The organism is Paenibacillus validus NBRC 15382, from assembly GCF_004000985.1.
Lineage (GTDB): Bacteria > Bacillota > Bacilli > Paenibacillales > NBRC-103111 > Paenibacillus_G > Paenibacillus_G validus.
Genome location: NZ_BIMH01000063.1, coordinates 1 through 21,090 on the forward strand (window position 1 = coordinate 1; position 21,090 = coordinate 21,090).

22 protein-coding genes are annotated in these 21,090 nt (G+C 53.2%); 3 read left to right on the plus strand and 19 right to left on the minus strand.

All coding sequences use genetic code 11. The annotated features are described in order from the left end of the window. The 3 genes from PVA01S_RS24035 to PVA01S_RS24045 all read right to left on the minus strand — a co-directional run. Nucleotides 1-414 (minus strand): GNAT family N-acetyltransferase (locus PVA01S_RS24035; RefSeq protein WP_127610158.1); only part of this gene is annotated, 414 nt, incomplete at its 3' end. A gap of 156 nt (nt 415-570) precedes the next feature. Then, entirely contained in the window at nt 571-1,263 is a 693-nt protein-coding gene (locus PVA01S_RS24040; RefSeq protein WP_127610160.1) for an LrgB family protein, read from the minus strand. Next, a complete protein-coding gene (locus PVA01S_RS24045) occupies nt 1,250-1,618 on the minus strand; it encodes a CidA/LrgA family protein (RefSeq protein ID WP_127610162.1) in 369 nt (122 codons plus the stop codon). Before PVA01S_RS24045 ends, PVA01S_RS24040 begins: the two co-directional genes overlap by 14 nt. Nucleotides 1,619-1,746: 128 nt before the next feature. Here PVA01S_RS24045 and tlp point away from each other — a divergent pair, with 128 nt between their 5' ends. Next, nucleotides 1,747-1,977 carry a small acid-soluble spore protein Tlp gene (tlp, locus tag PVA01S_RS24050; protein WP_054797382.1) on the plus strand — a complete coding sequence of 77 codons (231 nt, stop codon included), beginning with the start codon at nt 1,747-1,749 and terminating at the stop codon, nt 1,975-1,977. Nucleotides 1,978-2,022: 45 nt separating this feature from the next. Here tlp and rnz read toward each other — a convergent pair whose 3' ends face one another. Both rnz and metH read right to left on the minus strand, forming a co-directional pair. Continuing rightward, nucleotides 2,023-2,964, minus strand: coding sequence for a ribonuclease Z (rnz, locus tag PVA01S_RS24055; RefSeq protein ID WP_127610164.1), 942 nt, complete (start codon nt 2,962-2,964; stop codon nt 2,023-2,025). 88 nt (nt 2,965-3,052) lie between these two features. Beyond that, nucleotides 3,053-6,487 (minus strand): methionine synthase, encoded by a 3,435-nt coding sequence (gene metH, locus PVA01S_RS24060; RefSeq protein WP_127610167.1) that lies wholly within the window; start codon nt 6,485-6,487, stop codon nt 3,053-3,055. Between the two features lie 285 nt (nt 6,488-6,772). Between metH and PVA01S_RS24065 the strand changes: the two genes are divergently transcribed. Beyond that, a complete protein-coding gene (locus PVA01S_RS24065; RefSeq protein ID WP_127610169.1) occupies nt 6,773-7,315 on the plus strand; it encodes a 1,2-dihydroxy-3-keto-5-methylthiopentene dioxygenase in 543 nt (180 codons plus the stop codon). A gap of 152 nt (nt 7,316-7,467) precedes the next feature. Here PVA01S_RS24065 and PVA01S_RS24070 read toward each other — a convergent pair whose 3' ends face one another. The 5 genes from PVA01S_RS24070 to PVA01S_RS24090 all read right to left on the minus strand — a co-directional run bounded on the left by PVA01S_RS24070 (nt 7,468) and on the right by PVA01S_RS24090 (nt 10,625). After that, nucleotides 7,468-8,268, minus strand: a complete 801-nt coding sequence (locus PVA01S_RS24070; protein WP_054797379.1) for an HAD family hydrolase — start codon at nt 8,266-8,268, stop codon at nt 7,468-7,470. Nucleotides 8,269-8,363: 95 nt separating this feature from the next. Next, nucleotides 8,364-8,873 carry a hypothetical protein gene (locus PVA01S_RS24075; RefSeq protein WP_127610170.1) on the minus strand — a complete coding sequence of 170 codons (510 nt, stop codon included), beginning with the start codon at nt 8,871-8,873 and terminating at the stop codon, nt 8,364-8,366. A gap of 24 nt (nt 8,874-8,897) precedes the next feature. Then, nucleotides 8,898-9,887, minus strand: a complete 990-nt coding sequence (locus tag PVA01S_RS24080; RefSeq protein WP_127610172.1) for an aldo/keto reductase — start codon at nt 9,885-9,887, stop codon at nt 8,898-8,900. 15 nt (nt 9,888-9,902) lie between these two features. Further along, entirely contained in the window at nt 9,903-10,097 is a 195-nt protein-coding gene (locus tag PVA01S_RS24085) for a DUF896 domain-containing protein (protein ID WP_054797378.1), read from the minus strand. A gap of 168 nt (nt 10,098-10,265) precedes the next feature. Beyond that, entirely contained in the window at nt 10,266-10,625 is a 360-nt protein-coding gene (locus PVA01S_RS24090; RefSeq protein ID WP_244933036.1) for a LysM peptidoglycan-binding domain-containing protein, read from the minus strand. Between the two features lie 146 nt (nt 10,626-10,771). On the opposite strand from PVA01S_RS24090, the gene lexA reads away from it, so the two are divergent. After that, on the plus strand, nt 10,772-11,392 hold the full coding sequence (gene lexA / locus PVA01S_RS24095; RefSeq protein WP_127610174.1) for a transcriptional repressor LexA: 621 nt from the start codon (nt 10,772-10,774) through the stop codon (nt 11,390-11,392). A gap of 159 nt (nt 11,393-11,551) precedes the next feature. Here lexA and glnA read toward each other — a convergent pair whose 3' ends face one another. From glnA to PVA01S_RS24140, 9 genes are all read right to left on the minus strand, one after another. Next, nucleotides 11,552-12,889 carry a type I glutamate--ammonia ligase gene (gene glnA, locus PVA01S_RS24100; RefSeq protein ID WP_127610176.1) on the minus strand — a complete coding sequence of 446 codons (1,338 nt, stop codon included), beginning with the start codon at nt 12,887-12,889 and terminating at the stop codon, nt 11,552-11,554. A gap of 97 nt (nt 12,890-12,986) precedes the next feature. Continuing rightward, nucleotides 12,987-13,400, minus strand: coding sequence for a MerR family transcriptional regulator (locus tag PVA01S_RS24105; protein ID WP_127610178.1), 414 nt, complete (start codon nt 13,398-13,400; stop codon nt 12,987-12,989). Between the two features lie 97 nt (nt 13,401-13,497). After that, on the minus strand, nt 13,498-14,745 hold the full coding sequence (locus PVA01S_RS24110; protein WP_127610180.1) for a methionine gamma-lyase family protein: 1,248 nt from the start codon (nt 14,743-14,745) through the stop codon (nt 13,498-13,500). Beyond that, the gene (hflX, locus tag PVA01S_RS24115; RefSeq protein ID WP_127610182.1) at nt 14,738-16,072 is read right to left on the minus strand and encodes a GTPase HflX; all 1,335 of its coding nucleotides are present in this window, start codon (nt 16,070-16,072) and stop codon (nt 14,738-14,740) included. The genes PVA01S_RS24110 and hflX overlap by 8 nt, the downstream gene beginning before the upstream one ends. Beyond that, nucleotides 16,069-17,064 (minus strand): stage V sporulation protein K, encoded by a 996-nt coding sequence (gene spoVK, locus PVA01S_RS24120; RefSeq protein WP_127610185.1) that lies wholly within the window; start codon nt 17,062-17,064, stop codon nt 16,069-16,071. Before spoVK ends, hflX begins: the two co-directional genes overlap by 4 nt. Nucleotides 17,065-17,135: 71 nt before the next feature. After that, nucleotides 17,136-17,831, minus strand: coding sequence for an HAD family hydrolase (locus PVA01S_RS24125; RefSeq protein WP_127610187.1), 696 nt, complete (start codon nt 17,829-17,831; stop codon nt 17,136-17,138). A gap of 164 nt (nt 17,832-17,995) precedes the next feature. After that, the gene (tatC, locus tag PVA01S_RS24130) at nt 17,996-18,721 is read right to left on the minus strand and encodes a twin-arginine translocase subunit TatC (protein ID WP_127610189.1); all 726 of its coding nucleotides are present in this window, start codon (nt 18,719-18,721) and stop codon (nt 17,996-17,998) included. A 78-nt stretch (nt 18,722-18,799) separates the two neighbouring features. Next, entirely contained in the window at nt 18,800-19,060 is a 261-nt protein-coding gene (gene tatA / locus PVA01S_RS24135; RefSeq protein ID WP_127610191.1) for a twin-arginine translocase TatA/TatE family subunit, read from the minus strand. Between the two features lie 137 nt (nt 19,061-19,197). Then, nucleotides 19,198-20,871 (minus strand): PhoX family protein, encoded by a 1,674-nt coding sequence (locus tag PVA01S_RS24140; protein WP_174817615.1) that lies wholly within the window; start codon nt 20,869-20,871, stop codon nt 19,198-19,200. Between the last annotated feature and the right edge of the window lie 219 nt (nt 20,872-21,090).

Here is a 21,090-nt window from a genome sequence, read left to right on the forward strand (position 1 = left end):
ATAATCGGCGATCCCTTCCCACAACAGCTGAATCGCCCGCCCGCCGCGATAAGCGGGATCGATGCAGCTGCGGCCGAGCTCGAGCGTTTGGCTTTTGGAAGTGTGGAACTCGGACAGATCGAACTCTGTCTCCGAATAAAAGCCAATATGACGGACCGCCCTTTGGCCCGGCAGCAGCCTGTACGTGCCGACGACCTCATCCGTATCGACGTTCTTCACGATCAAATGATCGCAATAGGCATCGTACGCATCTTGTTCCAGACCGCTATCCGTGCGCAGCCGCATGTTTTTTTCCTCTTCTACGAAAACCCGGTACCTAAGACGCAATGCTTGTTCCACTTCGCCGTCGCCTGCCGCCAGTCTAACCGTCAGCCTGGAGGGATCTAATGACGTTTGAGTAGCCGTTGGGATCATCGAGAACACGCCTCTCTACAGGTAAGTTGCCTTACACTCTTAGGTTAGCAGACGTTTATTAAGAAGACGTTTGGCGGTTGTAAAGCTTTTGTAAGGATTCGTCAGGCTGTCCATAACAAATAACGGAGCCGCATCTAATGCGACTCCGCCGTTACTTTAACTCAACCATATATAAATGGGGATAAACAATACGCTTGTCAAGATAGCAGCCGCCCCCATCGCAAATCCGCTGATACTGCCGGCCAGCTCCGAATCGCGAATAATTCTCGCCGTGCCGATCCCATGCGCGGCCGTTCCCATCGCCGTGCCGATCGAGATGTCGTCGCGAACGCCGGCCCACCTGAGTAAGGACGGTCCGAGCACGCTGCCGATTAATCCGGTGAGCACCGTCAGCACCGCCGTCAGCTCAGGCAGCCCGCCCGCTTGCTTGGATATTTCCAGAGCGACGGGCGACGTCACCGACTTCGGCATCATCGTCACGATCAACTCGCGGCTGCCGCCGAGTCCCCAAGCAAGGGCAGCGGACAGCAGCAGAGCGCTGATCGAGCCGACGGTAATGCCTGTGGCGATCGGGAGCAGCATGCTTTTGATTTTGCGCGCGTTTTTATATAAAGGAACCCCTAACGCCACGGTAGCCGGTCCCAGCAGAAATACGATGAAATCCGCCCCTTGACGGTAGGATTCATAAGGGACATGAAGCAGCAGCAGAACGGCAACGATGAGGACGGAGCATACAAGCAGCGGATGCAGCGCCCCCCACCGTTTGTGAATTTGCAGAGCCAGCGCGTAGGCTACGACCGTAAGCGTCAGGCCGAATACGGGTTGTTCCGTAAAGTCAGCGAGCGTCATGCGTTTTGTTCGCCTCCTTTCGATCGGAGCGGCTCAAGCCTTTGACCGTCCAGCCTGTCACCAGCAGAACCCCGAACGTGCTGAGGAACAGATTGGCAAGGATAACGAACGCTTGATCGCCTATGACGTGAAAGAACGCCATCGTCCCGACAACGATCGGCGCGAATAACAGCAGCATATGGCGGACGAGAAATTGACTGGCGTCCTCCACCCATTCCAACTTGACCCATTTCGCGAACAGCGCGACTGTAAACAGGATCAGTCCGATCACATTGGCAGGCAGCGGCAGATCGCAAACGGTTTGAAGAAGCGAGCCGAGCAAGTAAAAGAATAGCAAAATGGCAAAACCGAGCATGGGCTTGAACCTTTCCTTTCCGGCCTATTGGGCAGCGATTAAGAGGTATATAAAACTTGCCACAGGGCATCAATAAAGGGGGCGCCGTAAAGCGCTAATCCACAAGATCAAAGGAGCTGTCTACCCTTATGGCTAAACCCGACAATCGCGCAGACAACGTGGAACATTTACAAAACAACATCAATAACACGATTGAGAACCTGGAGGAGTCGGAAGAATACTTGGCAGAGCATGCCGATGAAATCAGTCCCGACGAGAAGCAGCAGGTCGCAAGTAAGAACGAACGCCGGCGCAACAGCCTGGAATCGTTCCGCTCCGAGATCAAGGATGAATCCGCTTTTCAAAATGAGCAGTCTTAACCTACCGATAAAACCTCCTTCCCGTTTCCGGGTCGGAGGTTTCTTTCATCCGCGGAGCCGATTCAAAATTTCCAGATGAAAATGATCGTGCGCCAAATAAGTGTCCGCATGTATAGATTGAGCTTCACGAAGCAGCTCTTCGGACGCCTCGGCTTGATACCGCGAGCTGATATGCGTGATAACCAGTGTACGCGCGCCAGCTTCCTGTGCCGTTCGCGCGGCGTCCATCGCCGTAGAGTGATCGTAACGGATCGCCATTTCCTTCCTCGCCTCGGCGAACGTCGCTTCGTGAACAAGGAGGTCCGCATGCTCCGCCAGCTTCACCGCATTCGGGCACGGCTGCGTGTCGCCTAGAATCGTTACGATACGCCCGGGAATCGAAGGGCCGACGAACGCTTCCGCATCCAAAGTACGGCCATCCGGCAACGTCACCGGCTCTCCCCGTTTGATTTTCCCGTACAACGGACCGGATGCAATACCGTATTCTTTCAGCTTGTCCACCTGCAGCTTGCCTACCTGCGGTTTTTCCGTAATCCGGAAGCCGAAGCTGGCGATGCGGTGCTTGAGCGGAGCCGTTTCGACCTGAAATCCGTCATCCTCGAACAGGACCGATTGCTCCCCCTCGGTAAATTCCACGAACCGGGTTTCGTATCCGACATGCGAGTCGCTGATCCGCAGCGCCGTTTCCACAAATTCCTTCACGCCTTTGGGCCCGTAAATCGTAAAGGGCGTATCCCCGCCCTGATACGAACGGCTGGACATCAGACCCGGCAAGCCGTAAAGATGGTCGCCGTGCAGATGAGTGATGAACAGCTTCTCCAATTTGCTGATTTTCACCGGCGCCCGCAAGATTTGGTGCTGCGTCCCTTCTCCGCAATCGAACATCCAATACGCGTTCCGTTCCGCCAACAAATTAAGCATGATCGAAGTGACGTTTCGTTCCTTCGAAGGCATACCTGCGCCGGTACCGAGAAAATAAATCTCCAACCTGATCGTCTCCGTTCATGTCCTTACGGTTTTCTTAAACGAAAGAGTGGAGCGTCCGCCCCACCCTCTCTAGCATGCCCATTTTCGGTTAAGCATTAAAATAACGCGCTTGCGGGTGTGCAAATACGATGGCGGATACGGACGCCTCCGGTTCCATCATGCTGCCCTCGGTCAACTCCACCCCGATATCGCCCGGATTCAACAACGCGAACAGCTGCTGCTGATCGTCGAGATTCGGACAAGCCGGATAACCGAACGAGAACCGCTGGCCGCGGTATTTGGCGCCGAAACGCTCCTGCATCGTCATCTCTGCCGGATCCGGGAAGCCCCACTTGTCGCGCATCAGCTGATGCACGCGCTCGGCGAAGCCTTCGGCGATCTCAAGCGCAGCCGCCTGCAAGGCGTGGGAGCGCAAGTAATCGCCTTTATCCCGCCACAAGGTAGCCAGATCGCTGACGCCGTGCCCGGCTGTGACGACGAGGAAGCCGACATAATCCATCTCGCCGCTCTCCACCGGTTTTAAATAATCGGCCAAGCAGAGGAACGGCTCCGATTGTTGGCGCGGGAACGAGAACGTCTGCAGCACTTTGGTCGGATCTTCCGGATCGTATACAAGCACGTCATTGCCGCTGGATTGGGCCGGGAAGAACCGGTACATCCCGTGAGCGCGAATAATGCCTTGGCTTTGCGCTTCGCTGAGGATATCGTCCACCGTCTCTTTCAGCTGGACCGCTTTCGGATCTTTCTCGGCAAGCAGTTGTTCGACCTTGCCCTTAAGGCCAAGGTGGTGCCCAAGCAGCATTTGCATATTCACGTAAGGGATCAGATGGCTGATCGGAAAATCCCGCAACACGTGACGTTCCAGATCCGGCGGCACTTGAACAGGAACGGTACGGTCGACGTTGGACGTCTTGACCCTGGTCAGCGCAGGCATCGCGTCTTCTTTCCGCCCGGATTCCTTCACATCCGACTCCTTGCTTTCGCGGAGCTCGCGGATGAGCTGCTGACGCTGCTGCGGATCGCTCAGCTTGTTGGCGATATCGAGTCCGTCCATCGCATCCTTTGCATACAGCACCATCCCGTCGTATTCCGGCGCAATACGCGTTTTCGTGAACTTGCGCGTAAGCGCGGCGCCCCCGACGAGAATCGGCACGTCGATGCCCGCCATCTTCAAGTCCTGTGCGGTGATGACCATCTGCTGTGCGGATTTGACAAGCAATCCGGACAGGCCGATCGCATCCGGCTTCTCTTTGCGGTAGGCTTCGATCAGCTGTTCCGGCGGCACCTTAATGCCGAGGTTGACGATTTTGTAGCCGTTATTGGAAAGAATAATCTCGACGAGATTTTTCCCGATATCATGGACATCGCCCTTCACCGTGGCCAGGATGATTTTCCCTTTCACGGCGCTTTCCTCTTTCTCCATAAACTGCTCGAGGAACGCGACAGAAGCTTTCATGACTTCCGCGCTCTGCAGCACCTCGGCAACGATCAGCTCGTTGTTGTTGAAGAGGCGGCCGACTTCTTCCATCCCTCTCATTAACGGACCGTTAATGATCTCCAAAGGAGCGTATTTCTTCAGCGCTTCCTCGAGATCCGGGATGAGACCGTCCTTCGTCCCTTCCACCACGTAAGACGCGAGCCGCTCCTCCAGCGAGAGGTTGGAGATTTTCTCCTTTTTCTCTACCTTCTTAGTCCGGAAATGGGCGACGAATTCGGCGAGCGTCTCGTCATTCGTGTTGTAGATCAGATTTTCAGCCAGACGGCGTTCCTCTTCCGGAATAGAAGCGTACCGCTCCAGCTTCTCCGTATTCACGATCGCATAATCGAGTCCGGCCTTCGTACAGTGGTACAGATAGACGGCGTTCAATACTTCGCGGCCGGCATCCGGCAAGCCGAACGAAATATTGCTTAATCCGAGAATGGTTTTACATTCCGGGTACTTTTCTTTAATCATCCGAATGCCTTCAATCGTCTCCACGGCTGAGCCGATGTATTGCGGGTCACCGGAGCCGATAGGGAACATATTCGGGTCAAAAATAATATCGTGAGGCTTAAGCCCGTATTTGTTCGTCAATAAATCGTACGCACGGTCGGCCACTTCCATCTTTGCCTGACGGGAAACGGCTTGTCCGCGTTCATCGATCAGGATCATGACGACGGCCGCTCCGTATTTGTGAATGAGCGGAACGATGCTCTTGAATTTGGATTCGCCGTCTTCCAGGTTAATGGAGTTAATAATGGCCTTCCCCTGGGAATATTTAAGGCCCAGCTCAATTATATGATCATAGGTGGAATCGATCATCAACGGAGCCTTTACTTTTTTGACGACATAGCTCAAGAAGTTTTCCATCGCATAAGCTTCATCGATATCCGTATCCTGCAGGTTGATGTCGATGACCTGGGCGCCGTTCTTTACTTGACTCCTCGCGATTTCCGAGCCTTCCTCGAACTTCCCTTCTTTAATCAGCCGTTTAAATTTACGCGAACCCGAGATGTTGGTCCGTTCGCCCACCATGATCGGCCGGTTGGACTCTTCCAAGTACACCGTTTCGATCCCGGACACTGCGGCCGGGTGGGAACCGTTCTGTTCCCGGGGCTTGTAGGCGCGCAGCGTCTCCGCCATGACGCGAATGTGCTCCGGCGTCGTTCCGCAGCAGCCGCCGGCGATATTAAGCCAGCCCTGCTCGGCAAAACCGGCGAGTTTCTTCGCCAGCGATTCCGGCGACTCATGGTACTGTCCGTTCTCATCCGGTAAGCCGGCGTTCGGATAACAGCTCACGGCTGTCCCGGCAATATCCGAGAGCGTACGAATATGATCCCGCATGAATTCAGGACCTGTTGCACAGTTCAGACCGATGGAGATCGGCTCCAAATGTTCGAGCGACACATAGAACGATTCAATGTTTTGACCGGCAAGCGTCGTGCCCATCGGTTCGATCGTGCCGGATATCATCAAGGGCAGCTTGCGTCCGCTCTCTTCGAACGCTTTGCGGATCCCGATGCTGCCCGCTTTCACGTTCAGCGTATCTTGCGACGTTTCGAGGAGCAGCGCATCCACGCCGGCTTCGATTAAAGCCAGCGCTTGCTCGTAATAGCTCTCGATCAGCTCATCGAAGGTAACACCGCCCGTAACCGATAGCGTCTTGGTGGTCGGCCCCATCGCCCCCACCACATAGCGCGGCCATTCGGGAGTGCTGTATTTGTTAGCCGCCTCAATCGCCAGTTTAGCGGCGGCAAGATTGATCTCCCGGGCGCGATCCTGTATATCGTATTCGGCAAGCACAACGCTCGTGGCGCCGAACGTATTCGTTTCGACCATATCCGCGCCCGCGGCAAAGTACATCTCGTGGATACGCTGGATAACGTCTGGACGAGTCAGCACTAGCATTTCGTTGCAGCCTTCTAATTCTTCGCCTCCGAAATCGTCCGCCGACAAATCCTCTTGCTGGATCATCGTGCCCATGGCGCCGTCCAAAATCATAATTTTCTTTTGCAGCTGCTCTTGTAAGCTAGGTTTAATCAATGAAAAATCCCCTTTCACCCTGCCGATCTGCCGGTATATGCGATGAAGTAGGCAGTCCGAACATGTAGACCCCTTATTCTATCCGGTATGAAGCGTTAAATCTCTTAAACAATGTATCCTTAAGTGTAACAGAAACATGATATGATGAAAAGAAACTTCGACAAAAATGGAGTCTTTATTAAATGAATCCTATCGGATTTATATACATTATACATCGACAGAACGTACACCTTCTACTATAATACAAATTAGGAGTACACATTTCATGTGAAAGAGGGATAAACCATGGCTGAAATCCGTATCCGCAATACGAACGAACGCATCCAAGGCGAAGATAACGTCAGAAATTTTCTAGAGAAACAAGAAGTGCTTTATGAACATTGGAATCCAGGCAAATTACCGGCCGAGCTGCAGGAGAAATTTATTTTGTCCGATGAAGAGAAGAGTCAAATTTTATCCACCTTCGACGCAGAAATTCGCGACCTGGCCGCCCGTCGCGGCTACCGGACTTGGGACCTCATCGCCTTGTCCGATGCGACGCCGAATCTCGACGAGCTATTGAAGAAGTTCGAACAAGTGCACACACATACCGAGGATGAGGTTCGCGCCATCACGGCAGGCAAAGGTATTTTCATTATCAAAGGCACCGACGATGTCGGATATTTCGACGTTGAGCTCGAAGCCGGCGACGTCATCTCCGTACCGGAGCATAAGCCGCACTTCTTTACTCTGATGGAAAACCGGCAAATTGTAGCCGTCCGCCTCTTCATCGAAACCGAAGGCTGGATTGCGCATCCTTTCGCCGACCCGACTTTCCAACAGGCCTAATGATAAAACCCCAACTTTAGGTGTCTTAACGCCGTAGTCCGGAACGGATCCTGCATCCATTTCGGACTACGGCGTTTTTTCGCTTGACGGGAACGCCGCAACAAAAAACCGACGCCTGCCAGGATCGACAGACCGTCGGTTTCTTATGTTCATTAGATGAATGATATGGAGTCCAGAATCGCTTGCATATCCCGCAAGCTCTTAATTTCGTAAACGGGTTCGATGTCCGAGCTGCGTTCTACACCATGGCGGTTGATCCACATGTTGCGCATCCCCACCGTATTCGAGCCCAGAATATCCGTCGTCAATTTATCGCCGATCATGACACCTTCATCTGCCGTTATGTTCAGCAGCTGCATGGCGTGGTGGAAGATGGAAGCGGCCGGCTTCCCTTCGCCGAATTCACCGGAGATCACAATATGGTCGAAGTAGGGAGCAAGCTGCGGCACCCCGGCCAGCTTCTCCTTCTGCAAATCCGGCGAACCGTTGGTCAGCAGGAGCAGCTTGTACTTTTGTTTCAACTGATCCAACACTTCGAACGTTTCTTCGTACACAATGGGACGACTGCGTCGTTCGGCGGGAAACTGTTCGGCCAGCTTGCTGCCGAGCGCCTCGTCATCGATACCGAGAGCCTTCAAGCCGCGGGTCCAGGACGCCTTGCGGTATGACGGCGCCAACGCCTGCAGCTTGCGGAATTCCTCCTGCTCTCCTGCCGTAAAATTCGCCCAGAGCCCTTCGAACGGATTGATTCCGATCATCTTCGTGAAAGGAAACGTTTCATAAGATTCGTATAATGCCCGCGCTTCACGGCGTACCGCTTCTTCCAGCTGCGCCGGGTCCAGGTCATAATGTTTGGAAGCCTCCGCGCAAGTTGCTTCAAAAGCCTCTTTCACGCTTCGGTCATCCCATAACAACGTATCGTCTAAATCGAAAAGCACCGCTTTGATCGTCATTGTTTAAATTCCTCTTTCTACCGCGATTATCGTTCCTAACTGCCAGTCATTTATATTTAATCCGATCAAGCAACCCCATGACGTTCGTTCAGGCTTCATTTGATGAGCTTTACATTGTTTTTCGAGGCGAAGTCGGAAATTTTCTCGATCATAGCTTCCATTGGCATTTGGTGGAAAAATTTCGTGAATACCCAGCGTTTACCTTTCGGCTTCAAGGTTACCATGATCGTATCTTTGCTCACGGTTATTTCGCTAATTTGGGAAGCTTCTACGATCCGGTCGCCGCCGAATCGACGGGAGGCCAGCGAAGTTTTACCAATCCTCAGAAACGGTCTGCGCGCCCAATACATAAGCAATGCCAAGAAAAGATAACTGAAGCCCGTTACCCAATACATAGACTCGTCTTGGCCTGCTTGCGGACGAAGGGCAATAAAACAGAACACGCTCATCGCGACGAGCACCAATGGCAATAACCAGCTGCGGCCTTTAAAAGTAACCGCCCCGTCCGAAGACCGAACGGAAATCGAAGACGAACTGCTTTGGCCGTGTTTTTTATTCATGATTTTCGTATTTTTACGTACCATGCGTTCCCATTTACGCGACATTATCGTGACCCCTTATGCTCTCGATTAGATCTGCCTATGAAACTTCTCAATAAACCGGTAAGGATATTCCGATTCCAGCGCGCTGACATCATCCAGCCGCTTCCACATGGAGTCGGAAAGCTTCCAGCCGACCGCTCCCATATTATCTTCAAACTGTTCAAGCGTACGAGCGCCGAATATCGGCGATGTAATCCCTTGCTTATGGATGAGCCAATTGAGCGCCACTTGTGCCGGCGTTTTATTGGTCTCTGCCGCTGCGCCAAGAACCTCATCCAGGATTCGGAAATTCTTATCGGTATTTCGCAGCTCCCATCGACTCTCGCCGTTTTTGTTAGAAAGGCGCCCTTCCGTCGGTTCGTTTCCGCGCGCGTAGCGCCCTGTCAAAAATCCGCCGCCAAGCGGTGCCCAAGGGATGACTCCTACGTTCTCCTCCAAGCAAAGAGGGAGCACTTCGCGGTCCATGGAGCGGCACACGAGACTGTACTGCGGTTGAATGGAAATAAACCGCGCGTAGCGGTTGAAGTCACTTAGATTTAACGATTTCATTAACTGGTACGCCAAGAAATTCGAGCATCCGATGTACCGAACCTTCCCTGATGCAACTAAATCGTCCAGCGCACGAAGCGTCTCTTCAATCGGTGTGACCTGATCCCAAACGTGAACTTGGTACAAATCGATATAATCGGTTCCTAAGCGTCGCAAACTGTCTTCGACGGCATCCATGATATGCTTGCGGGATAGACCGACTTGGTTCGGTCCGGGTCCGGTCTTCATTCGAACTTTAGTAGCCAGAACTACGTCCGATCTTCGTTCGCGAATCGCTTTACCGACAATCTCTTCCGATCTGCCGCCTGCATAGACGTTTGCCGTATCGATGAAATTCCCTCCTTTATCCAGGAAACGGTTTATCATCTCTACGGACTCCCGTTCATCGGTCGTATGACCGAAGGTCATTGTTCCTAAGCAAAGTTCCGATACCAGAATACCGCTCTTACCCAAAGCCCGATATTGCATATCAAAACCCTCCTCCTACTTCTTCTCATCTTCATCAACAAATTTGATGTTATCGAGTTGAGTGCGTAAGGAAGATTTGAAAGAATCAATGTACTTTTTACGCAATTCGTTACGTTCGTTCAACTCCGCTTCGCTCAATCCTTCGGATTTCGCTTTTCGAGCGAGTTCATTGATTCGCTTCACGGTAACATCATGTTCCGATTCCAACATGCCTATCCTCCCAGTCTTCTCGTGTTCCGGTTGTCGCCAGCTGTCGGAACCTGACAAGCATGTCCAGACAAATGGCGTTCGTTATCAAATTATACTTTGACATTATGGATAACGATTGTCAAGAGAATTGACAGGCGGGAAGAGCCTGAAATGTCAGGGCGAGCGGTATTACGGAAGCAACAATTGTTGACCGGCACGAATCGAAGCGTCCTTCAATCCGTTCTTTTTTTTGAGCTCATAGATGTATTCTCTCGGGTTGCCACCCTTAGCTATATGTTCATTGGCGATACTCCACAAGGTATCTCCTCGTTCGACGATAACGGTATGTTGTTCGGCCGGCAAGGAGGCGGCTGCATAAGCGCCCGAATTCCCAAGTAATGCCGTGATCACCGTGCTGATCCCGATGATCATGGCCAACACAAGACCCGTCAGAGCCAGACGCCCTAGCCGTTTGCGATTGCCGACCGCATCTGTTCTATTCATGGACGGCACGTTTACCGAAGTTTGACTGCTAATGATATGCATCATAATGACGACCCCCAAACATTTGTTCTTATATTAAAATAACACGAACACATGTTTGTGTCAATGCATTTTCTCGAACTTATGTTTGTACGAACGGCTATTCTGTGCTATACTTCCAATTAATAGTTTCTATATATTGGAGTGATACGATGAGCAAGATTTCCTCCCGTCAACAGGCCATTTTAAATTTTATTAAAAATGAAGTTAAGGATAAAGGTTACCCGCCTTCCGTACGTGAAATCGGCGAAGCGGTAGGTTTGGCGTCGAGTTCCACCGTACATGGACACTTGGAAAGGCTCGAGAAGAAGGGCCTTATCCGCCGAGATCCGACCAAGCCAAGAGCCATTGAGATTCTGGACGGGGAACCAGGAGAAGGCGCGTTCTCCGTTTCGGTAGCCCGCGTTCCGTTAATCGGACGGGTTACGGCGGGGGTTCCGATTACAGCAACGGAGAACATTGAAGATTACTTTCCGCTCCCCAGCCACTTTGTCGGCGATCAGAGCGTGTTCATGTTAAGCGTCGTCGGCGAAAGTATGATTGACGCAGGCATTCATCACGGGGATTATGTGATCGTCCGCCAGCAGCAGACCGCCAACAACGGCGACATCGTCGTGGCTATGACCGAGGAAGACGAGGCGACGGTGAAAACGTTCTATAAAGAAAGAGACCATATTCGGTTACAGCCGCAAAACCCGACCATGGAGCCTATTCGGTTGAAAAACGTTTCTATTCTTGGCAAAGTCATCGGCGTATTCCGCGACATCCACTAACAACTCATAACCTCTCGAAGCTCGGCTGCTGCCGGATCGTGAGGTTTTTTCGATAAATAAACCTCACGGAAGATCACCGCTAGGTCCTTATGGAATATAGGTCTTGCTAAATTAAAGAAACGGACGCTCGGCTCAGCCGAACGTCCGTTTCTTTAATTATTAATAAAGCGTTAAATACTGCTCGCGCTCCCAAGCGTGAACTTGAGTACGGTAAATGTCATACTCGATTTCCTTAAGCTCGAAGAAATGAGCCAGCGCATGATCGCCGAGTGCTTCGCAAATGACATCGTCCCGAAGCATTTCGTCGAGCGCTTGCTTCAAGTTGATCGGCAAGCTCGGAATGCCTTGCTCTTCCCGCTCCTCTTCGGTCATCACGTAAATATTGCGGTCCGTCGGAGGCGGCAGCTGCATTTTTTTCTTGATGCCGTCAAGGCCGGCCTTCAACATAACGGCCAGCGCGAGGTACGGGTTAGCCGCCGGATCCGGGTTACGCACTTCAACGCGCGTGCTGAGACCGCGGGAAGCCGGGATACGGATCATCGGGCTGCGGTTGCTGGCCGACCAGGCGACGTAACAAGGCGCTTCATAACCCGGTACAAGACGCTTGTACGAGTTGACGGTCGGGTTCGTAATCGCCGCGAACGCGCGGGCGTGGCGCAAAATACCAGCCATGTAATGACGTGCTTCTGCGCTTAGGCCGAGTTTGTCGCTCTCGTCGTAGAAGGCATTCTCTTTACCGCGGAACAACGATTGGTGACAATGCATGCCCGAGCCGTTAACGCCAAACAACGGCTTCGGCATGAATGTGGCATGCAGGCCGTGCTGACGGGCTACCGTCTTCACAACTAGCTTGAACGTTTGAATTTGGTCGGCCGCTTTAATCGCATCGGCATATTTAAAGTCGATCTCGTGCTGACCCGGCGCCACTTCGTGGTGTGACGCTTCGATCTCAAAGCCCATTTCTTCGAGCGTTAACACGATTTCGCGGCGGCAGTTCTCGCCGAGATCCGTAGGCGCCAAGTCGAAGTAACCGCCCTGGTCGTTCAGCTCCATGGTCGGATTGCCTTTCTCATCGGTTTTGAACAAGAAAAATTCCGGTTCCGGCCCGACGTTCATCGCGGTATAGCCCATTTCGTACGCTTCTTTCAACGCCGCTTTCAGAATGCCGCGCGGGTCGCCCGGGAACGGACGGCCGTCCGGCAAATAAATATCGCAAATCAAACGCGCCACGCGATCTTCCGTCACCCATGGGAACACGACCCAAGTATTCAAATCCGGGTATAAGTACATGTCTGATTCTTCGATACGAACGTAACCCTCGATGGAAGAACCATCAAACATCATTTTATTATCAAGCGCCTTCTCAAGCTGGCTTAAAGGTATTTCGACGTTCTTGATGGTGCCGAGCAAATCCGTAAATTGAAGTCGAATGAATCGAACGTTTTGTTCCTTGGCAATACGTAAAATGTCTTCCTTCGTGTAGTTCTTATCCGTCACTGTGAAATCTCCTCCTTAAAAATCGGTACGTAATAACGAGGGGTACCGCTCGCCCCGCCTCAGGTGAACAGAGCGGCGGTCGCTCCTCGGCCAAACCCTATTTTCTGAAAAAACGAGACAGTTCGCCTTGAATCAACGATACATGATTCGGTCGCTTGCCTCCGCCTATCAGCTGCTGCTTCAGCATCTTGTGCAGCTGGGAATCGGTCAGTTCCCGGCGTTTCACTTCGGATTGCTCGTTCAAGACGGTTGCATCCTCCGAATCTTTGTCGACCGGCAGCAGCACTTGTTTAATTCCTGCGATGTTAACGCCCTTCTCGATCAAATCCTTGATCTCCAAAAGACGCTCGACATCGTTGAACGAGTATAGACGCTGGTTGCCGCCGGTTCTTGCTGGAATGATCAATTCATGCTGCTCGTAGTATCGTATTTGTCTGGCGGTTAAATCCGTCAGCTTCATAACAATACCGATCGGAAAAAGGGCCATATTACGGCGGATATCATCACTCATGACTATCACCCCTAACACATAAAACCTTACTTTTATTGTAACCATGTTCTAGAAACGTGTCAAGTTATGTCAGGTTAATGCCACATGTAAGTAATGATTACAATAATTTGCGGTCGATCATGTTTTGGATGGCCGTCAGAACGCCGAGCTTACAGTGGGAATACGTCAAGCCTCCCTGCATGTAGGCAATATAAGGCTCCCGAATCGGCGCGTCGGCCGATAATTCCAGGCTGCCGCCCTGAATGAAGGTTCCGGCCGCCATAATGACCGGGTGCTCGTAACCCGGCATATCCCAAGGTTCCGGCACGACATGCGCGTCTACGGCCGCCGCCTGCTGAATGCCTTGAACGAAGGCGATCAGATGCTCCGGCCCGGTAAACCGTATGGCCTGAATTAAATCGGTGCGGGGATCGTTCCAACGCGGATGCGTCGTAAATCCCAGCTCGGCGAACAGTGCCGCCGCGAACACCGATCCTTTAACAGCTTGTCCAACCGTATGCGGCGCTAAATACAAGCCTTGGAACAAGGCCCGCGTCGTCCCGAGCATAGCGCCGACCTCCCCGCCGATGCCCGGCGCGGTCAACCGGTAGGACGCCAGCTCAACATACTCGCGCTTGCCCGCGATATAGCCGCCTGTAGGAGCCAATCCGCCGCCCGGGTTCTTAATCAGCGAACCGGCGATCAAGTCGGCCCCGACTTCGGTTGGTTCGTTAAGCTCCGTGAATTCGCCGTAACAGTTGTCCACGAATACGATAACGTCCGGCTTTATTTCTTTCACGAAACGAACCATCTCGCCAATCTGCTCGACGGTGAACGAGGCACGCCATGAATACCCGCGCGACCGTTGAATGCCGATCACTCTCGTTCGCGGAGTGATGCGCCAGGCGATCTCTTCATAGTTCGGCGAACCGTCTTCAAGCAGCTCCACCTCGCCGTAGCCGATGCCCCAGTCTTGCAGCGAGCCGAGTCCGTCGCCCGGTTTGCCTATCACCTTGTGCAGCGTGTCGTACGGACGACCTGTAATCGACAGCAGCTCGTCGCCGGGCCGCAGGACGCCGAAGAGCGCCGTCCCGATCGTATGCGTGCCCGACACGAAATGCGGACGCACCAGCGCCGCCTCGGCGCCGAACACGTCGGCATACACGAGATCGAGCACTTCGCGTCCGCGATCATTATAGCCATATCCGGTCGAGCCGGCAAAATGATAATCGCTTACTTTAAACTTCTGAAACGCACGTATGACTTTCCACTGATTGCGATCGATCAACCGATCGATTTCATTCATTCGTTCCCCGACTACCTTCTCCGCCTTCTCCATCAAGGCGAGCACCTGCTCGTTAAACATGTTCCGACGTCTCTCCTCTGTTCTCTCCCTGCGGCGCACGCGCCGAATCGTATGCAGCCAGCATGTATCCTATCTTATCGAACTCTTTATTGTTTACCCGTACCTTGAACAGCATGTCGCTGCCGTCCACTTCATTCTCCAGCACCTCGCCTACGCGGTACACAAGCGAGATGATATCCCCCTTATCGGCAGGAATACGGTACGTCCGGCTGTCGCCCATCAAATGTTTCTCTAACGCGTCGATCAATCGCCCGAGATCTTCTTCGCGATAAGCCGAGATGCGCAAGTAATCACCTTCGGTCATCAGCATCTCCAATTGCTCCGGCGTGCACAGATCGATTTTGTTAAACACGGTTATCCGATCCTTGCCGTGTGCGCCGAGCTCTTCGAGCACCTCATCGACGACCTTCATCTGGATCGTCATCATCTCGGTGGAACTGTCCACAACGTGCAGAATAAGATCCGCTTCGTTGGCCTCCTCGAGCGTCGCGCGGAAAGCCGCGACCAAATCGTGCGGCAAGTTCTGAATGAACCCGACCGTATCGGTCAAGACGATCTCCAATCCGCTCGGCAGCTTCAGCGAGCGCGAGGTCGGATCGAGCGTGGCAAACAACTGGTTCTCGACATACACGTCGGCTTGCGTCAGCTGGCGAAGCAGCGTCGACTTGCCGGCGTTCGTATACCCGACGAGAGCGACTTGAAAGACGCCGGTCTTCTTACGCCGCTCCCGGTGAAGCGTACGGTGCTTCACCACTTCCTGCAGCTGGCGCTTCAGCTCGCTGATCCGATCGCGGATATGACGGCGGTCCGTCTCCAGCTTCGACTCCCCGGGTCCCCGGGTCCCGATGCCGCCGCCGAGCCGGGATAAATTTTTCCCGTGGCCGGACAGCCGCGGCAGCAAATAGCTAAGCTGCGCCAGCTCGACCTGGATGATCCCCTCGCGCGTCTTGGCGCGGCCGGCGAAAATATCCAGAATCAGCTGGGTCCGGTCGATGATTTTCACATCCAGAAACTGCTCCAGATTGCGCACCTGCGCGCCCGACAGCTCCTGGTCGAAGATGGCCGTGTTCGCGCCTTTCTCCTCCAGCAGCTCTTTCAATTCTTGCGCTTTTCCTTTGCCTATGAACCACTTGGAATCGGCGTATTCTTTATTTTGCGTCATTGTTCCGAGCACTTCGACATTGGCCGTCTCGGCGAGCCGGATAAGCTCGGCTAGCGAATAGTCGGGGTCGTACGTTTCCTCGCGCTTTAATTCCTGCGTAACCAGACTCACCAGTACGGCGCGTTCTTGGTGGTCCGGCGTAATTTCATGGCTCGTTTTTTTCATATAAATTTATATGTCTCCTTTGGGGATTTACGTTCCAGCTTGACGTCCTCCGGGCGAATGATCATCAAATCCTGTTTGGTCGGATGTACATGCGGGCTGCTTAACAGGCGGACGGCGTGATTGCGCATCGCTTTCTCGATCAAGTTGCGCACGAACCGCGCATTGCTGAAGGCGACCTCCATTTGATTTTTCTCGTTCGTGATTTGCTGCCGGATTTTCATCTCCGTCGATTGAGTTAAAGCATACTCCCGTTCCTTCACGATCAATTCGGCGATCTGCATCAGCTCGTCGACCGTGTAATCGGGGAAATCGAGCTGAATCGGAAACCGCGAAGGCAGCCCCGGATTCGTCGTCAGAAACTGCTCCATCTCTTCGGAGTACCCGGCTAAAATCAAAATAAAATTGTTCTTATGGTCCTCCATCGCCTTTACAAGCGTATCGATGGCCTCTTTACCGAAATCTTTTTCCCCGCCGCGCGCCAAACTATACGCTTCGTCGATAAACAGAATGCCGCCCAGCGCTTTCTTGACAAGCTCCCGCGTCTTCAGCGCGGTATGCCCGATATATTCGCCGACCAAATCGGCCCGCTCCACCTCGATAAGATGGCCTTTGTTCAGCACGCCCATCGTCTGGAACAGCTTCGCCACGATACGGGCGACCGTCGTTTTGCCCGTTCCCGGGTTCCCCTTGAAAATCATATGGTACACCTGGGTTCCCGCCATAAGGCCGACTTCCGCCCGCATCCCGGCTATGCGCAGCAGCGCGTAAATTTCGAACACGAGCTCCTTCACATGCTCCAAACCGACCATACGATCCAGTTCTTTCATAATTTCCCCGAACTGGCCTTGCTGGGATAGAGGCTTGCCGTGAAACAAAGCTTCCGATTCGGCGGGGGCATGTGCGACAGGTTCCGGACTGCGCAGGACGACGTTGATTTGCCGGGCGTTTTTCGTGATCTGAATCTGATCCGAAGGCTGTACACGTCCGCTCATGCGTAACATCACCTCTTCTTTGGTGTTAATGTATACGCGCGAGTCGGGCGGATTGTGTCTGTTTTCTTTGTCTATTGTATATCTCTTCCTCGATTTTTCAAAATGTCGGTCTGCTGCAGCCGCTTGATCACCGCTGCAAGCCCGATCTCTTCCACGGACGCCAAGCGAAAATCGTGCGTTCCGAACGTTAACAAGCCCGTTACGGCGTTCGGCACAACTACGCATCGCATGCCCGCGCGATAAGCCGCCAGCGCGCCGTTCGGGGAATCCTCGAACGCCACCGCCTCGTGCGGCTGTACGCCAAGCGCCGCGAGCGCCTTCAAGTAAAGCTCCGGGTCGGGTTTTACCCGGGTAACGTCGTCGCGCGTCCGGATGCATTCGAAGTCATCCAGCAAACCGTACGCCTTTAAATATCCCGTAACCCATTCCCGCGTCGAACTGGAGGCTAGACCGATCCGCAACCCCAGCCGTCTCGCCTCCTTCAGATAAGACCGCACCCCGGGCCTCACATCAGCTTCGGCCATCCTGGCGTCATAGGCCTGCTTGCGCATCGCGCGGGCCGCCTCGCGATCATACGTCCGGCCGATCTGCCGCTCCAAGTCGTCATAAGGATTAAAGGCGTCCGGTCCCGTACCGATGCAGTGCCCCCATACGTCGATGGTCAGCTCGCCGCCGTGATGGCGGTACATCGCTTGAACCGACTCAAAGTCCGCCGTTTCCGTATCCACGATCAAGCCGTCAAAATCGAATACGACTGCCCGAATCATGACCGCACCTCCTCCCGCATTATGTAATGTATCGTACTACGATTGGCGGATTTTGCCTAGTGAACATTCCGTTTCTACCCATTCTCGCCGTGCCGGAGGACGCAAAAAAGGAGCCGCTTGTCCGCGACTCCCCTCCTTCATTCCGCTTACCCGCCGGCTATGATTCAAGCTTCCACTGCAGCTGTCGATAATTTTTTCTTATACACCCATTTCGAAAGCGTAATGCTGAATTCGTATAAGATCAGCAGCGGAACCGTTACCAAAATGTCCGAAATAAAATCCGGAGGCGTAATCATAACCGAGATGACGATAAGCGTAAAATAAGCCACTTTCCTCGCCTTGGCAAGTCGCACCGGGTTCAATACTCCGATTTTCGTTAAAAACATCACCACGACCGGCATTTCAAACAAAAAACCGAACGGCAGCGTCAAATTCAGCATAAACCGGAAATATTTATCTGCCGTATAGAGCGTGTTGACCTGCCCGGCCGCCATGTTCTTCAGGAAGGAAAGCACCATCGGGAACAGGACGAAATAGCCGAAGCCAATGCCTGCGGCAAACAGAACGGCGAGGGCGGGGATATATCCGAGCGCCGCTCTGCGCTCTTCCTCCTTCAGCGCAGGCTTGACGAAATGCCAAGCCTGCGTAGCGGCTACCGGAATCGTCACAGCAATCGCGAAGACCCCGGAAATCATCACATACACCCATAGAATGTCGGTCGGACCGAGGATGGTCAGCTTGTCTCCCAAATCGCGGACGAGCCAGTTATAGATCGGCTTCGCGTATAAGAAAGCGGCAATCATGGCAACAAGAAAGGCGACGAGCGTGATGACGATTCGTTTGCGCATTTCTTCCAGATGACTGAAAACGTGCATTTCATTATTTTTCATCGTAAGGGTCTCCCATAATGAAGCTAGCTTCCGGCAGCATGCGGTTACCGGAAGCCAAACGTATAATGCGGATGGAGTTTAGCTAACTTTGTCTGCGTTGAATTGGGGTTTCGTTTCGGAGACCGCTGGCGTCTTGTCTTGGACGGTCGGTTTCGACGCTTCGGAAACCTCCGGCTTCTCGTCTTCGCCGCCTACCAGGCTGCGGGTGGCGCTTTTAAACTCGCTCAAGGTGCGTCCGAAGGCTCGGCCGAGCTCCGGAAGTTTGGAAGGTCCGAAAATGATGAGCGCTATAATTAAAATAAGAATTAATCCGGGAATCCCGATATTGCCGAATGGCATGTTGTCATCTCCTTTGAGGTAAAACGCCCATTGCGGGGCCCGCCGGCCTAATGGATGGTTACGTCCGGCCTGCGGGCTTCACATCGGACATTTACGATCGAGCACTTGCAAGTTACTGCATCTGCATAAATCCCGGATTAGCCGAGCTTGAAGCCGCTGATCGCTACAACGCCGCAGCGAGCTTTGGTGTCGCCTTGGCGGTGCGGCCACAGGCTGGTCGGCTTCGCCAAATCCGTTGTGTTTTCGCCCGGATGCTGAACGGAGAGGAACAGCGTTCTTTCGTCCGGCGTGAAGAAGGGTCCCGTCAATTCCGCATCCGTAGGGGCAGAAGCAAACTGCATCGCTTGCGCTTTGGCCGCACCGTGGGTCGGAACGACGAACAGCCCGTTGTTCATGAATGAAGTATGAACCCCTTTGTGCATGCTGCTGGTGGAGATGTCCGTCACAACCCACAGGTTGCCGTTCGAATCGAACGCAAGGTTGTCCGGCGAGCTGAATCCGGATTGACGTCCGCCTGCAATGAAAATTTCAAAATCGAACTCCGTCGCGCCGAGATCGTTGCCTTTCTCGAAAATACGCGTGATATGACCGTGAATGTTACCATGGTTGTCGTTGTTCGTATGACTGATGAACACCGTATTGTCGAACGGCGAAATTTCCACATCTTCCGGTCGGTCGGTCGGCGTACCGCCGAGGATCAAGGCCGCTTCGTGCACGTTGGTTACCACATCCGCTTGGCTTTGGAACATGCGTTGCAGTTCCTCTCTCGTGCCTTTAACGCCTGCCGGCGCTTTGAATTTGGCGTCGCCGATGACTTTTGACAGCGCTTCGTACGTAACGGCAACCCACTTCCCTGATTTCAGGTTGGCTACATATAGCGTGCCGTCTGCCAGCAGCTCGGAGTTTTGACGGCCGCTCGCCGGCACGTATTTGCCCTTCGTGACGAATTTATACACACAGGCATCCTTCTTATCGTCTCCCATGTAAACGACGACGCGGCCGTCGGCCGTCAAACCCATAGCCGTATTCTCATGGTTGAAGCGGCCAAGCGCCGTGTGCTTCTTCAAGAAGCTGCCGTCGAACGGATCGATTTCTACAACCCAGCCGTAGTGCGTCAGAGGCAGACCGGCTTCCGTCGCCAGCTCGGAGAAGTTCTCTTCACAGGACAGAACCGTATTCCAGAGCGTAACGCCTCCGGAGCAGTTTGCGAACGTGCCTTGGGCGGTGCTTGCGTTTTTCAAGATGGCGGAACCTTTGGCAGGACCGGTGAATTCGAATTTGGTGAAACCGTTGATGCGGCGGGCATGTTTGGAAGTCGTGTCCATTTTCCATGTGCCCTTGTCGTCCTGGAATACTTCAATAACGGACATTCCTTGGTAGTACAGGTCTTTATCCGTTTGTTCTTTCGATTTCTTGCCGTCCTTCACCGGACCGAGAGCAAAAATGTTCGTATATTCGTGGTTATTCACAAGCAGCCCGCGCGTGTTGGAACCGTCAATTGGGAAGTAGGCGTTGTAATCGGAGCCTTGTCCGAATTTTTCGCCAGCTGCGTTGATTACATCGTCGAATGCCGCCACAACGTCGTAACGGTACCCTTTCGGAAGCAACAGCTGGTCTTCTTTGGAAGCCTGAATCGGTTCGAAATAACCGCTGACTTTATTCGTCTTAAACCCGAACAGGTGGTCGGCCGTCGGGGACATCGCGGAAGCTTTGCCTTCCAAGACGCCTAATCCGGCGGATGCAGCTGCCAGCGCCGCCGCCCCCGTACCGAGATAAGATAGAAATGTCCGGCGATCCATGTTTTTCTCCATATGTACACTCCCTATACTAATATAGTATATCCATAGATAAGCATAAGGAACAAAAATCAACAGAAGATTAGGGCCAAGTGAAGGTTTTGTAAAGGGAGAGGATGGGTTAGGCACAAGCGAGTACAGGGATTTTTCGTGGAGGGGCCATCGGCGGCGGACATCGGCGGCGGACATCGGCGGCGGACATCGGCGGCGGACATCGGCGGCGGACATCGGCGG